The following is a 17,046-nucleotide window of genomic DNA, read 5'->3' as shown; positions in this document are numbered from 1 at the left end:
ACGACTAGTTATTTACTAAAATAGAAAATAAATAATAAAAATATACGCAACTATTTACATAAAACAAATTATTTCTTATAAATAGTATCCTGCTTCGGAAATTATGTGTTTGAGTTGATTAAGCAACAATATATTTTCTGTTTGTGATACTAATTTGACATATTTTTCTGGTTGATAATATAAGTATCAATATAAAAGTAATTGTTCTTGGTTTTTTGTATCATTAAGATTATGATTTGAGCAAATAAAACCGCCTTCAAGGATGCTAAAATCAATAAGGTTCTTCCTTTGATGACATATTCTACATTTATTAAAACTAGGTTTTACACCAAAATATACACTACTTTGTGCATAAAAAACACATAAATATTTTTTTAAATTGTCTTTTTTAAATTTATCCATATTTAAAGTGTAAAAATTAAAAATATGATTTGGTATTTTCAAGTTTTTAAAGAGTTTGATAAGTTTTAGCAGAAAGATGTTTGTATCAGGACTAGTAATACTAAAAATATGCAATAAATTTACTCTTTTTAATCTTCCTATTCTACCTTTTAATCTTGCGGAAAAATATTCAATTTCAACCAATGAACCAATTTGTAAGTTGCTACGATTTTTAGATAACTGTTTATTTAACCCTTGTGCAAAAAGAATTAAAACACCTTTATCGTTAAAAAAGGTCACATAAAATTCATTTTCTGATTTTTCGATAATTTCTAATACAATTGCCTTTGCAACTAAAAGTGCCATTCTGCTCCTTAATTTCTTAAAAAATATTAATAATATTATAAAATATAATCAATAATTTTTAAGATATATTTGCATATTATATCGAAAGTAGGCATAATGGAATTGTTAAAAATCAAAGAGATGTTTTTAAAGATTGCTGAATCAATACCTGGAATTAAGGAAATAAATCCACTTTCTGATGATGATATAGTTACAGATACAACAGAACTAATAGATCGTGTTAATATTATTCAAACACCGAAAGGATATAGTTTTTTTATCGCAGTTTCTTTAATAGCAGATGTTTTTGCAAAAGTTATCATCGCAGAATTTCATCAAAGGTTAGCGTTTGAAATGAAAAAAAATAAATTAAAATTTAACAAGTTAACAATATTCATTGAAGGGATTAAATAATGTCAAAAATTTTGCTGGATAGTAAAACTTTTTTACAAGGGATGCTTTCGGGTTCAAATGCATTAGTTAATGCTAAGAATCGCATTGATGCTTTAAATGTTTTTCCAGTTCCAGATGGAGATACAGGAACTAATATGTCATCGACAATTTCTGCAGCAATAGCTAAATTAGATGAATCTTATTTTAATTTACCTATTTCTGAAGTTACTAAGCAACTTGCCTTAAATATGATGTATGAAGCTCGTGGTAATTCTGGAGTGATTTTATCACAGGTTTTTAAAGGATTTTCGCTTGCTTGTTCTGGTTTAGCATCCTTAGATTTAAAACAGTTATTAATCGCCTTTCAAGAAGCAACAAACCGTGCTTATAAATCGGTTTTTAATCCCACTGAAGGGACAATGCTCACTGTTATCAGAGAAACATCAGAAAATTTAAATCAAGAATTTTTGAAAGCAACGGAAGTGAGCTTGCTTGATTTTTGAACTAAGGTTTTAGATTTTTCGCGAAAGAGTTGTGATGAAACACCAAATAAATTAAAAACTTTACGCGAAGTTGGGGTTACTGATAGTGGCGGAGAAGGTTTATATATCATTTTTAAAGGTTTTTTTGAATATTTAAAAGGAAACCCAGTTAAAAAAAGTGAAAACGGAGATGATATATCGGTTTTGGTTTCAGATAGTGAAATATATTCAGGTGAATTTGGTTACTGCACTGAGGTTTTAGTTGATTTAAATAATCCGCATACTTTTGATAAAAATATTTTTTCAAAACAAATGGAAGAAATAGCAAACTCACTAGTAATAGTTAACGATGATAAATTGTTAAAGGTGCATGGTCATACAGTTAAACCTGGAGAATTTTTAACTCTAGCACAAAAATACGGTGAATTTATTAAAATAAAATCTGAAAATATGACTTTGCAAGCAAACAATTCCAAATCAATTTATGCAAAAACATCTGATGAAATGGCTGAATGTGGACTTGTATCATGTAATTTAGGTAGCGGAATAATCAAAAGAATGCAGGAATTAGGAACTGATTTTGTAGTTGAATCTGGACAAATCCAAAATCCATCTGCTCAAGATTTAATTAATGCTGTTGCTAAGGTAAATGCAAAAAATGTTTTTATTTTACCTAACAATTCTAATGTTATTTTAGTAGCACAACAAGCAGCGCAAGTTGTCACAGATAAAAATATTATTGTCATTCCAACAAAGTCCCAAATTCAAGGTTTAACAGCAGTTTTAAATTTTAATTCAGAATTTAGTGCAAAGGAAAATGAAGAATTAATGTTAGATAGTTTATCTGATGTGCAAACTGGTGAAATAACTAAATCAGTTCGTAAAACAAAGATAAATAATATTGTTCTAAGAAAAGGTGATTATTTAGGTATTCATGATGGAAAAATAATTGCTTCAGAACGCGATTTAACAATAACTTTTAAAAAGTTAATTTCTAAGATGGTAAAAAAACAATCTCAAATGATAACATTATATTACGGAGATGATGTTGATACAGCAACACTTTTAGAATTAAGTAATTACCTTGAAGCAAATTATGATTTACAAATAGAAGTAGTTGAAGGTAATCAACCTAATTATCAATTCTTAATAGGAGTTGAATAATGAAAATAGTTTTAGATGCAAATGGATTAGATTTAGGTGTTAATGTTGCTTATAATGCAGCAGCAAAATTTGTTAATAATTATCAAGATGTACAAATTATTTTAGTTGGTAACTTTGATAAATCTATAAACAAACACCCGAATATCCAAATAATTTATAATCCAAATAAACCAAGCGATCCAAGAAATATCCGAGCAAGTTTAAAAGAAAATAATTCGATGAATGCAGCAATTAATATTATTAATGAAAATAAAGCTGATGGAGTGATTTCAGGGGGTGATTCAGGAAGTTATATTGCAGCACTGACTTTTAAACTAAAACGTATTGATAATGTTTCTCGGCCTGCTTTTATGCCGATTATTACTTGTTTGAATGATGAAAAACTTTTATTATTAGATGTAGGAGCTAACCTTGAAGTAAAATCCGAATATTTATATGAGTGAGCAAAATTAGCATCAGCATTTCATACAACAATGTTTAATAAGCAAAATCCAACTGTTTCACTGCTAAATGTCGGGGTTGAAGAATACAAAGGCTTGCAAGTTGTTAGAGAAGCACAAAGTTTAATAGAATCGGATCAAAAACTTAACTATATCGGTTTTTCTGAAACACGAAACTTGCTTGCAGGAAACATAAATGTAGGATTAATTGATGGATACGGTGGAAATTTAGTCATTAAAAGTTATGAAGGTGCTGTTATAAGTTTCAAACAAGCAATTAAGCAGCGAGTTAAACAAAGTTTTTTTGCTAAATTAGGGGCATTATTATTAAAACCTAGTTTTAAAAAAATAGCACAAAAACTTGACTTTCGAAATGTTGCTAATGCATGAGTTTTAGGTATCAATGCCCTTGCATTAAAAATCCATGGTGCAGCAGATGAATTATCTATTTATATAGCACTAAAACAAATGCATAATGCAATTTCTAAGGATTTATTGAATAAACTAAAGGTAGCATTAAATGTTTAAACAACAACATCTCATTGATTTTTTGATTAATATCGGAATACAACCAAACCATATAGAATTTTATCAACTAGCAACTACTCATAAATCATATAACACACATGATAAAACTAAGTTAGAAAATTATGAAAGGCTTGAATATCTAGGGGATTCGCTGTTGTCGTTTATGATAGCAATTTATGCATATAAAAAGTTTCCCAATAAATCACAAGGTGAACTTTCGCGCTGGAGAGCATCAGCGGTGCAAACCGAAACCTTAGGAGCAGTTTCTAAAAACATTGGACTTTTAAAATTTTTAAAAACTGGAAATGGACAAATGCATACAGATGTTTTAGATTCACCAAAAGTACAAGCTGATATTTTTGAGGCTTTTCTAGGAGCAATTTATTTAGATCAAGGGATGTCAAAGGCTTGATGATTTGTGCAAAAACACCTACTAGCAAGCAATATAAGTGTAGATGGACATCATATATTTCAAAGTAACAAGGATCCTAAAACACAACTTCAAGAATATTTTCAAAGCATTAGTAAAAACAATATTCATTATATTTTTGAAGAAAAAGATAAGCTTTTTATAGCTAAAGCCGTTCACGAAGATATGATTTACGGAATAGGAAGTGGTGCTTCTAAAAAAGAAGCTACGACAAATGCAGCAAGAGCAGCCTTAAATAAAATGAAAATGAAGGGAAATGATGAAATTAATTAAAATAGAAGCATTAGGATTTAAATCTTTTGCAGATCCAATTGTATTACACTTTGATGGTGGAGTTGCAGGTATTGTAGGACCCAATGGTTCTGGTAAAAGTAATATTAACGATGCAATCCGCTGAGTTTTAGGGGAACAAAGTTCAAAAGAATTACGTGGTGATTCAATGGAAGATGTTATTTTTTCTGGTTCAAAAACTGTGCAACCGATGCAAAAAGCACAAGTAACATTGACTTTTGATAACAAGGATCGTCTTAGTTCGGTTGATTCAGATGTTATTTCAATTACTCGTGTTTTAGAGCGTGGTAAAGGGATAAATGAATACTATATCAATAACCAAAAATGCCGTCACAAAGATATTAAAGCAATTGCTATGGAAACAGGAATAGGAAAAAGTTCGTTAGCGATTATTTCGCAAGGAACCGTTTCGGATATAGCACACTCATCTGATGAAGATCGCAGATTAATTTTTGAAGAAGCAGCCGGGGTTTCTAAATATAAATTCCGTAAAGCAGAAGCAGAAAAAAAACTCGAACGAGCCCAAGAAACCTTAGGAAAGGTTGAAGTATCAATAAAGGAATTAGAAAAACAACTTACTCCATTGCGCATCCATGCTGAAAAAGCGCTAAAATACAAAAAGATGGCTGAAGAGTTAAAAAGTGTTGAAATAGGCTATTTAGCACACGAAATAAAAAAACATAGTGAATTAGTTAAAACATTAACAGAAGATCTTTCAGGTGTTGATGAAACTGATAAACAATATAACAGTCAACTTGAGGAATTAGATATCAAAATTAAAAATAAACGCGATGAAGTTATTGAAATAAACCGTAAGTTATCAAGTGATTCGGGTAAAAAACAAGGTTTATCAGACCGCATTAATAATATCGAAAAAGCCATTTCTGCAGACCGGGCTCGTCGTGAAATGATTGCCAGTGGACAAGGAAATTTCGATGAAAAAGAGCGTATTTCAGCGATTTTAAGTGAATTACGTACTTTGCAAGAAAAATATCGTTATTTAAGTGAATCGTTATCTGAAATGGAAACTAAACGAAATCATGCAACTGAAAATATTACTACATTAGAAAGTAAAATTAACGATGGTAATATAAAAGTCAAGGATTTAGAGAACAAATATACTAAATTAATTTCAAAACTTGAAATTCTTGAAGAAAAGAAAAATAATTTTACTAACTTATACAAAGGAACAAAAACAGTTTTAGAAAATAAAACATTACTTAAAGGATTTATAGGACTAGTAGCAGATTTAATAAAGATTCCTAACGAATTTCTGCCTGCCCTAGAAGCAATTTTGAAAAATGCTGCACAGCATATAGTAGTTGATCATTCTGATACAGCTGTTAAAGCAATTAATTTCCTTAAAAAAAATAACGGAGGTCGTGCAACATTTATTCCTCTTGCTTCAATTAAAGGTAAGTTTATCCGTGATGATTATTTATTAGTGGTTCGAAATCACCCTGGTTTTGTGGGTGTTGCTAAAGATTTGGTAGAAATTGATAACAAATATCAAGTGCTAAATGAATTTTTATTAGGTAATGTTTTAGTTGTTTCTGATATTAAATCAGCCAACGAAATATCAACAATTATTGAAAAAAAATATATGGTAGTTACCACAGATGGTGACATCGTGCGTGTTGGTGGAGTTATGGTTGGTGGAACTGTTGAAGCTAGCGAAGATATTTTAGGTCTTGATCAAAAAATTAAAGAACTTAAAGACTTGATTCCAGGAATTAAAAATGTTATCGCACAAACAACAAAAACTATTTTAGAAGATAACGAAAGTTTACAACAACAAAAAACTTATCAAGCTTCTTATAACTCACAATATCTTAATTTATCATACCAAGTTAAAGATACTTTCGGTAAAATTGAAAATTATAAATTACAAACACAAATTTCATCTGCTAATAACGAGCAAATCAGCGAATTAGATGTTTCTGAACAAACTATTGCGCAACTACAACAGCAATTGCAACTACTTGAATTTGATATCAGTTCAAATACACAAATAAAAGAAGCACTTGATGCAAAAATACTAAGTTGAGAAGAAGAATACAAAAGAATTTCGAAATTACAAAAGACTCTTAATGAATCATTTCGTGAAAAAACTGCTGCATTTGAAAAATCTAAAAACTTACTCGAAAAACATAAAGAACGTCTTAGTTCACATTATGCATTAACTTTAGAATATGCAATTGAGAATTATCCATTAAATATGTCACCAGTTGCTGCCGAAGAATTAGTAAAGGAACTGCGTTATGAAATTCAAGAACTTGGAAATGTTAATTTAGAAGCCATTGAACAACTACAAGAAGTTGAATCACGTTATGAATTTAATACCAAAAACCGTGATGAAGTAACCGAAGCAATACGTTTATGTGATGAAGCGATTTCAGAAATGAATAAAAAAATTGTTGCTCGTTTAACTAACATAGTAGATGATGTTAACATTGAGATGCATAAAGTATTTTCATCAATGTTTGGTGGAGGAAGTGCGGAAGTTAAATTTATTGATCCGAAAAACATTCTCGAATGCGGAATTAGTATTTTTGCTCAGCCACCAGGCAAATCTGTTAAAAATCTTAAATTATTTTCAGGTGGAGAAAAATCATTAATTGCAATTTCATTATTATTTGCAATTTTAAAAGCTCGTCCATTACCACTTTGTATCTTGGATGAAGTAGAAGCGGCTTTAGATGAAGCAAATGTGGTTAGATATGCTGAATACTTACAAGAACTTAAAAAACAAACCCAGTTTTTAGTTATCACACATCGCCCAGGAACAATGTCAAGAGTAGATGCTTTATTTGGCGCAACAATGCAAAAACGCGGAGTTACTAGCTTTTTCAGTGTTAAATTAGAAGATGCTAAGAAATTAGCAACCCAAGAAGAAAATACACCAAGTGTATAATATATAAAAATCCTTCTTTTTCTTAGATTTTATTTAAGAAAAAGAAGGGAAAATTACAACAAAAACAACATATTTTATTGCAAAATTTTTAATTATTTCATATTTTCTTATCAAAATATGAAATAAAAGCAATTTACCACAAAAACGGAGAAACAAAATTATTTTTATCCGTTTTTTTTTTTTTTTTTGGAAAATTTAATAAACTTATAATATGAAAATGAAAAAGAAAATAAAGACATTACTAGCAGCAGCTGGTTCATTGGGACTATTTGCTGCTATTAGTGCTACAGGTGCCGGTGATTCATCAGCAAAATCTGCTACTGAAACTCCTGCAAGCACCCCAACAAGCAATCCAGTAGTTGCTTTACCTGACTACAAAGTCTATCCAGGTGTGCAACAAATCAATTATGGAGGAAATAATACATATTCATTAACTGATACAGTAAACATCGTTTATGATGATAGTGTATCAGAAGCTACAATTAAAAGATTTGAAAATCTTTTAAAATCAAAACATATTTCTAATATTACTCGTAGCAAAAATTTATTATTTGGTAAAACCAATATCTTAATTGGTATTAAAGGTGATTCAGATAATACTGTTGATAACTTATTAAATACAGTTGGTATTAGTCCAAGTGAGTTAAAAGATAGTTCTTCAGATAATGCTGCAGATTTATTTAGTCAAAATGATGCATATTATCTAAGATCATCAAATAATTTTATTACATTGTATGCTAAAGATGCTGATGCAGCATTTTATGGTGCCACTACTTTGTGACATATCTTTAAACAAATTGATGGAAGCCAACTTCGCAATTTCACCATTAAAGACTGAGCTGATCGTGAAATACGTGGACTGTCACTAAGAAATACTTCATCAATTAGCACCCTTGCATCCAAATTAGATTTAATTAACTATGCTGGTTACTTAAAATACAACAGATATTACTACCAACCACAAACTGATTTAAAAACCACTACATTATGATCATCTTTATATACCCAAGATGAATTAAAAGATATTAAAACATTGATTAAAGCAACTTCAGATAATGGAATGAAATTTGTATATTTTATTAATCCATTTGTAGGTTCTGATAAAATCACAGCTGCAAATATGAATGATAAATTACCTCTTTTAAAAACTAAAATACAACAACTTTTAGATGTTGGTGTTAAAGATATAGTTATTGCAACACCACTTAGCAATGAACCATTTGCAGATGCAGTTTCAACTACTGGTACTTTATCTCAATCAGATTACACTACTATTGGAAATAAACAAAAAGCATTTTTAGATGATTTAGTTAAATGATGAAATGAACAAAGTAAAAGATATGATGACTTAGATGCAAAGATTGGATATCTTGATTATCGAAACCGTTCAAATCCAAAAAATGGAAGTACATCCCTTAAAAGTTACTATGATCAATTCAATTCAAATGTACAATTATATATAGATTCTGGAACTGATTGACCAAATATTGATGGTTCTAATAACTTTACTGCAGGAAACAAAAAAATAATTTATATTCAAAACTGACATAAAGGTGAAAGTAGTTTAGATTATCTGATGTTAGGAATTAACCAATTCTGATTAAAAACCTTACAAGATATAAGTGATAATAATAATCCTAACAAAAGCAATTATAAGTTTGCTAAAATTGATGGAATCGCAATTGATCCAAACCAAATGGAAGGACCTTCAAAGGTAACTTTATTTGATTTTGCAGATTATGCATGAAAACGTTGAGTAAATAACAAATTAACTGATTCAGATTCGTTAAGAATTGAACAAAGAACCCATCTTAATGCTTTAAACTTTGCAGTAGACCAAAGTTATAATGATCCACAATTAACAGATGCTTTATATAATATTTCAACTCACTTTTATAAATTATATTGAGACTTTAACCGAACCTGATTATCTAATGGAAATTTCAATTATAACTTCAAAGGATTTCCAGTTGAATCAACTGATATAAACTCTGCACCTAACTTTTATTTAGGAGGAATCGGTGATTCAATTCGTAGAGGAATCGATTCAGTTTCAAGAAGTGATATCAATGGATTAAGAGCAAAATTATCAAAACTAGTAGATGATATTAATTATGTATTTTTAGCGGCTGGTAAAAGTCAACTTGTTTTACAAACAAAACCTTGATTGCAATCTTTATATGATTTAGCTAATGCGGGTATTATTGCTTTAGATGCCACAACTGCTTACAAAAATTTTGACTTTGTAGTATTTGGTAAATTAACCCAAGAAGCAAAACTTGTCTACAATCGCTCACAAACATATAAAACTATGATTAAGGGTGCTTTAAAAGCAATTCAAATAAGTGATTCAGATTTGAATAACTTTGTAAGTAATTTAACTGATTTTTTAACTAATTTACATAATAATGTTTTAGCAACTGCGGATAATTCATCATTAGGTGCGGTGCAAAAAACATTCTTTACTAACCTAGGTCGCGATGGTAGAGCCGACTGAGATCCAAGTCATTTAGAAGCAGATAATAGTGATTCAACATTTACTTTTGATATTAGTTCCGATGGAAAATACAAAAGAATGAAAAAGGGTGATTATTTTGGATACCAATTCAGTCGTCCAATAACCTTACATAATGTATATGTAAAGATGTGATATGAAAAATGACGTTTATTATCTAAATTAAAATTACAATATCAAACATCTGATAAACCAAATCAATGACAAGACTTACAAGAAAATAAAGGTGAAAAAAATATAGATATAACTAATTTAACAGTTTCTTCTAATAATCCACAGTCAGTTGCAGGTTCTGTAAGTGATCCAACCGCAACATGAGGAACAACCGAATTAGGTGAAAGCGGGATTGCAAATGTAACAGCAATTAGAATAGTTAATAATCAAGATGATTCAACTAGCGATAATATGCTTTCACTAGTAAGTTTTATTGTTAATAAAGATGAGACAGTTAATTATGCACAAGATTTAAATCCATCAATTTCATCAACTGATTCTAATTCAAAAATTACCCTTGTGCAAGCATCTGAAAATGTTAATGATAAAAATTCAACATCTGCAACAAATGGGTTAGTGCTTCAACTTGCGAACAATACTAATTTATTATTTGACAATTCAAATGGTACAGCAAATGGAATTTATTTACAAACTCCATCAGGTGGTTGACAAGCAAATCAAAGCATTGGATTTAAACTTCCTGAAAAAATGAATATTACCCAACTATATTTATTCCAAACCTATCAAAATGCAGGTGATAGAATGAATGATTTTGCAGTTGAGTATCTAGATGGTGAACCAAGCACTGGTGAGTGAAAACAATTTGGATTCGGGCACTTAAATGGTTCTGCAATTCAAACAGTGTATGGAAATGCTACATTCCAATACTTTAGATTAGTAGTTAAAGGAACACACGATAAAGGAAGTCGTTGAACTATCGGTAATATCCAACTTGAATCATTAAGTAATGAAGCTGATTTAAAGTTATTTCCGACAACTGGTTTAAATCTTGTTTTAGATTCAGCAATTACTAATAACAAATTATCAAATTTAACCGATTCAAACGATGCCACCTTTGCATCATTTAAACATAATACAACAGGTTCAACACAACAAACTACAATCCAAGATAACGATTATTTTGTAATTAATTTCAACCGTCCAGCAAAAGTAGCAGAAGTAAAGATAAAACAAGATCCACAAGCAAAAGTATCTGATATTAAAATCCAAGGGCTTGTTAATAATGAAGTATTTAATATCCCATCTGATAGATATTCTACCACTAAGGATGCACAAACTGGGGAAGTAACTATTTCAATTAATGATCATTCAACAACAACTTCTGGTTCTAGTAATCAAACTACTGCAAATTACAAAGAAGAATGAACAGGATTAAAAGTTATTGCTGAACATGTAGTTGCGCAACCGCAAGCAGTTGCTGTTTCACAACAAGCAACTGATAGTGAACCATCAAGTCAGTCTCAACCACAACCAACACCAACAAACACATTAACACACTGAAACATTAAATCAGTAGATATTATCGAAAGACGTGTTAATATTTCTAAATACTTATTAAATCATAATGGTTCTTTATCAACAGGTTTCGATGGAAAAGAATTTGATTTATATAATAAAGAAGGAACACATAACACTCCTGTTACTGTTGATTTAAAACCAAATGATTCAGTAGGTATAGACTTTAATTCTGTTTATAAATTGACTAGTCTTTCTAGAACATTTAGTGTTGCTGATCAAACAAGCCATAAAAATGTTGTTTCGTCCGAAGAAAGTAGTTCTGGTGGAGAACAAAATTCACAATCACCTGCACCTGCTGCTTCATCTACTTCAAAAGCAAAACAAGCAGCAGATGAACAAGCTTCAGGGACTACTGAAAATTCAAAAACTATGAATACTGATTCACTAAAAGATATTAAAGTTCAATATTCACTAGATGGTTTCCACTGAACTGATGTAGCAATTAATGCAGACAATACTGATGTATCTGTTGCTAAAAATGCAAGATTTGTTCGTGTAATAAATACAGGTAGAAGTAATGTTAATTTATCATTTACTAATTTAAAAGCAAAAGTTACACCTGTGGTATATACAGTTAATGATGATGATCGTTTCGATACCACTGGATTAACACCAAAAGATTCAAGTGAAGCTGTATCTGCGGTTGGAATCGATGATGCTCATAGTCCAGAAAAGATGATTGATCGTGATGCAACAACTTTCTATCAACCAAAAAACCCTAATTCACAAATTCTTTATCGAAATGAAAAAGGTTACTTTGATAATCTTGATTTAAGAATTATCACTGATACAAGTTATCCAGATGTTAGTGTATCTGCACAATATTTTGATACAAAAGATAACACATTAAAATATAAAAAACTAGGTGAATTATCTCGTAGTGATACATCATTTACCATTCCTCGTGATATATATGTTACTGGTATTCAGATTACATGAGGAAAAACTGTTCCTAAAATCACTGAGTTATTCGGATTCCATAATAAACAACTTAATGCAACTGATAAAACTCAATTAAGTGCTTTAATCACAAAAGACCCAGATTACATAAGTCAATGAAGCAAAGAAGATCAAGACAGATACAATGAACTTAAAGCACAAGCAAAGCAAATTGTAAGCAAGGACTTTCTTGCTACCCAAGAACTAGTTGATACAGTATACTTTAGTATGCAAAATGTTATTAAATATGCAAAAGTTACTTTAACACCAGATCAAGTTGCTAGTGCTTCAGCGAATGTAATCAGCAATGCTGATAACCAATATACTGATCAATCATATGAACAATACCAAGATGCAGTGACAGCATTGCAAAATGCCGTTGCAGATCCTAATAGTCTAACTGAACCAACATATAATCAATTATTAGCAAATGTAAAAACAGCACAAGATTCATTAAAACCATCTGTATTTGCTCGTGATTTAGTAAAAAGAGATTTTGATACATTTGAAGATATCAAAGCACAATTAACCCACTACAACCCACAAGCATATGCTAAGTTAGCAGATTTTGTTGAAGCAAATAAAGATAAAGTTAATTCGCCTGATACCAAGGTTACTGACTTAATAGCAATTAACAAAGAGTTTCGTGCATTAATGGATTCGGTTAAATCACAATTAACAGAACGTGGTGCTAAATATCAAGACTTTGTTAAAGAAGCAGACAAATTAACTGATATAGCATTAGGATACCATCAAAGTTATCCATCATTATATAATCAACTTAATAAAATAATTTCTGATCAAAGAAATATTGCTTCTAATCCAAATGCAGATTCAGCAACTATTGATGCTTCTAAAGCTGCAATAGATGCTGCTATAGCACAAGTTCAAGCAAATATTGATAAACAAAATGCTGCAGTTGCACAGTTACAAAAATCTAAAGTATCAAATGAAAATGGTGTGTATACTATCGATTCATATAGCACATATACATCAAAATACAATGCATTAGCTGATTTATATAAACAACGTGCTTTTACAAATGATGTTGCTGATAAACAAATTACAGATGCACAAAAAGAACTTGATGATGCAACAAATGCTTTAGCATTAACAAATTCTGATGTAGCAAAAGCAGAAGTAAAAAGTATGCTTAATAATTTATCAAGCATTTCAGGTGTTGATCAAAGTCTTTTAAATGATTTGAAAACAAAAGCAAATAAAGCAAATATTTCAGATGATGAATTAAGATCATTATTATCTGATTTAAGAAGCGCAATTGTTGATCAGGATGAAAAATCATTAAATAATCTTAAACAACAAGCAAAAGATGCATTAGCAAATATCACTGATGCTGGTGTAAAAGCAGATTTAACTAAACAATTATCTGATGTGCAAAGTGTCTTGGATGTTCAAAAGTTAGTGCAAGCAATCACCGATGCACAAAATGCACAAATTGCTTTAGATGCACAAATTGTTAAAACAAAAGAAAAATTAACATCACAAGCGCAAGTTATTACTGATGCTACTACTAAAGAAGCATTTATTAAAAAAGTTAATGATGCAAATTCATTAGGTGTATTAAATGCATTAAGTAATGAATTAATATTAGATTTAGCACCAGTAGAAACTACTCCAGATGCTGCAACAAAAGCAAAAATTGATGAACTTAAGAAGTTAGCTGAATTTTTACCAACCCAAGAGCAAAATGATTTTCTAACTCGTTTAAATTCTTATGGAATAAAAGGGGTATCATTAAACCTTGATGCAATTGAAAATTCATTATTAGCAAATAATCCAAAATTAAAAGAAAAACTTGATGCACAAAGCAAACTAGATGCATATAACCAAACAGTTGATAAATTGAATAAATACATTTCATTGCTTCCACCAAAACTAGCAGCTGATTATCAAGAAAGATTAAATCCAGTTACTGATAAAGTCAAAGCATATGAAAACCTTTATAATTCATTTGTTCCAGAAGAAAAAGCAAACTTAGATGCGTTAATTGAGCAACTTAAAACTAGAAAAGATGTTTTATTAGAACTTGCTCAATCATTACCACAAAGCAATCAAGCAGATATTATTTCATCATTAAACGACATCAATGTATATGGTATGGATGATCAAGCAAATGCTAAGTTGGACGAAATTTATCAAAAAATGGTTACAATTCGTCCAAGTCTAACTGATACATATACAAAACTACAAGCACAAAATCAAACAAAGAAAAAGATAGATAAATTAACAGATGATTTAGTAACAATCTTTGATTTAAATCCATTAAAAGATTCACCAGTGTTTGTAAATTACCAACAACTTGCAAAACTATATGCAAATGATGTGGATAAACTTACTGGATTAAAAGATGAAATCTTAACTAAATTCTCTGATATTAAAACAGGATTCGAAGATAGACAAGTAAGAAAAGCAAGAGCTAAATTTAATGATATGGTTTCAGGTTTAAATGACCAATTAAAATTAGCAGCAAAAGCACAAGAAGAGTTACTTGATCCAAAATTCAAACAATTAACAGACCTTAAAAAAGCAGTATTAGGTTCAAATGCACAACAATATATTGATGCAGTCGATGCAGATGCACAAAAACCAAGATTATTAGATTTAATTAAGAGTCTTGATCAAAGCAATCAACAAGATTTGATAAATAAGGTTAATGCAGCAGCTACAACTGAACAACTTGATGCTCTTAAGAAAGAAATATTTACTTTAAAACCTGAACTTAAAGATATAGATGCAAAAGCAAGTTTTGATATTCTTAAGGATCAACTTGTAAAAATGATTGCAACCTTAGCACCTGATTTACAATTTAATTACTATAAACAACTTAATGAATTTAAAGATCCAAGTCAATTAGCAGATTTAAAAGCGTTTAAAGACAAGTTGTTATTTGATAATGTGGATTTAGCAGTTGCACAAGACAGCAAATTAATTTATGATGCAATTAGCAAATACTTGCAAAAAAATGACAGTCCAACTAATAAAGAAAACTTGGATAAATTAAATAAAATTTATTCAAATACTAACCCACAAGTTGATTATGTAAATAATTTATATAACGAACTTAGTCAAAACTCTCTTGTTAAAGCAAAAATAGCTCAAGAGCAAAAAGCTCAATCATACACCGATGCTTTAAATAACATCAATGATTTAATCAACATCCTTCCTGCTGATAAACAGACAGATCTTAGAGCAATGCTTACTGATAGTAAATTACTAAAAGCAAAACAAACTGTAGCATTAGATAATTTAGAAAATAAATTAAAAGAAATTCCAGCAGTGCAAAAGTTATTAGAAGATCAAAGTTATCAAGCAAATCGTGCTGATTTAATGCATATTATTTCATTTATTGATGCTTCTAAGCAAGTTGAATATATATCACAAATGGATGCATTAGGACCAAATGCTACCCAACAACAATTTGATAGCCTTAAAGCAAAAATATATTCTGAAATTTCAGGATTACAAAAACAAGTTGCAGATAGTGATCAAGCAGCTAAAGCCGCAGCCGATGCTAAGAGTTTTGCTGAATTTAAGATTGCTCTCGATGCGCAAATCAGAAACTTACCTAAAGCAAAACAAAGCAGTTACTTAGATGCATTAGCAGCATTAAATGCTAAATCAGATGCAAAACTTGCTGATTATCAAACACTTAAAGACAAATTATTAAACGAAAACGCTGATTTAAAAGCTTCTGTAGACCAACAACAAGCTAAAGACCAATATCAAGCAACCTTGAATAAACTTACATCATGAGTAAATGCATTAAAAGGTGATGATAAAATTGCAGCCAAATCCGAATTAGATAATCTTGATAACGATGCAAAATTATTAGTTTACACTGATGTTAAAGCAGATGTATTGAAAGTAGATCCTCAAGCCGAAACTAAGCTTTCAGAGCAAAAGGCACAAGAACAACAACTTGATAAGATTAAAAAACAAGAACAAACATTAGCAACCTGATTATCTGATCCAAGTATTTCAGATGTGCAAAGAAGTAAATATCAAGCCCAACTCGCTAAGGTATCAAGTAAAGATTACAATGTATTAGAATCAGATTTAAATGATGAATTAGATAATAGTAGTGTTGCTCAAGGAAAAATGACAGAAGCATTGAATAATGCTGTTAGTCAAGCACAAGAAGAAATTAACAAACTTCCTGATACAGATAACAAAAAAGCAGACTACCAAAACAGACTTAATACATTAAAATCAGGTTCATATAGTTTAGAAAAAATTGCTAACCTTGAAACACTTAAAAAAGAAGTTGAAACTGAAGTTTCTAGACAGCAAAATGTAAAACCAGAGCAAACAAAACCTCAACCTAAGAGCAATGGTGGAGTAATTGCAGGAGTTGTTATCGCTGTGTTAGCATCATTAGCAGCAATTTTAGGATTAATCTTCCATCTTAAACGTCGCAAGAACAAAAAATAAACATAAAAATCGCTTATAAAAGCGATTTTTTTATTAAAATATCAAAAATTATTAGTAATTAATAAATATTATGATAAGATAAATTAAGTATTGCAAATTTTATCTAAATTACATTATCAAAAAAAAATATTTTGAAATATGAAATATTGTGATATAATAAATAACGAAGCATTTAGATGCTTTTAAAGTTCTTTGAAAACTAGATATAAAACATGACAGTCAATTTTTTCGAGAGTTTG

7 protein-coding genes are annotated in these 17,046 nt (G+C 29.9%); 6 read left to right on the top strand and 1 reads right to left on the bottom strand.

The window, feature by feature from the left end:
- Window positions 1-75: 75 nt before the first annotated feature.
- Entirely contained in the window at window positions 76-747 is a 672-nt protein-coding gene (recO, locus tag ACXYRP_RS01245; protein WP_458614580.1) for a DNA repair protein RecO, read from the bottom strand.
- A gap of 96 nt (window positions 748-843) precedes the next feature.
- On the opposite strand from recO, the gene ACXYRP_RS01240 reads away from it, so the two are divergent.
- The 6 genes from ACXYRP_RS01240 (at window position 844) to ACXYRP_RS01215 (ending at window position 16,807) form a co-directional block, all read left to right on the top strand.
- Window positions 844-1,140, top strand: a complete 297-nt coding sequence (locus ACXYRP_RS01240) for a hypothetical protein (protein ID WP_458597549.1) — start codon at window positions 844-846, stop codon at window positions 1,138-1,140.
- A complete protein-coding gene (locus ACXYRP_RS01235) occupies window positions 1,140-2,765 on the top strand; it encodes a DAK2 domain-containing protein (protein WP_458615056.1) in 1,626 nt (541 codons plus the stop codon). The genes ACXYRP_RS01240 and ACXYRP_RS01235 overlap by 1 nt, the downstream gene beginning before the upstream one ends.
- Window positions 2,765-3,733, top strand: a complete 969-nt coding sequence (gene plsX / locus ACXYRP_RS01230) for a phosphate acyltransferase PlsX (RefSeq protein WP_458614086.1) — start codon at window positions 2,765-2,767, stop codon at window positions 3,731-3,733. The genes ACXYRP_RS01235 and plsX overlap by 1 nt, the downstream gene beginning before the upstream one ends.
- On the top strand, window positions 3,726-4,436 hold the full coding sequence (rnc, locus tag ACXYRP_RS01225) for a ribonuclease III (RefSeq protein WP_435129096.1): 711 nt from the start codon (window positions 3,726-3,728) through the stop codon (window positions 4,434-4,436). The genes plsX and rnc overlap by 8 nt, the downstream gene beginning before the upstream one ends.
- The gene (locus ACXYRP_RS01220) at window positions 4,423-7,368 is read left to right on the top strand and encodes an AAA family ATPase (RefSeq protein WP_458615055.1); all 2,946 of its coding nucleotides are present in this window, start codon (window positions 4,423-4,425) and stop codon (window positions 7,366-7,368) included. The genes rnc and ACXYRP_RS01220 overlap by 14 nt, the downstream gene beginning before the upstream one ends.
- Window positions 7,369-7,585: 217 nt before the next feature.
- Window positions 7,586-16,807, top strand: a complete 9,222-nt coding sequence (locus tag ACXYRP_RS01215; protein WP_458615054.1) for a beta-N-acetylglucosaminidase domain-containing protein — start codon at window positions 7,586-7,588, stop codon at window positions 16,805-16,807.
- Window positions 16,808-17,046: the final 239 nt, after the last annotated feature.

The sequence above is a fragment of the Mycoplasma sp. 5912 genome, assembly GCF_054353835.1.
The sequence above is the reverse complement of the archived record's forward strand: the minus strand, read 5'-3'. Positions and strand labels throughout refer to the sequence as shown.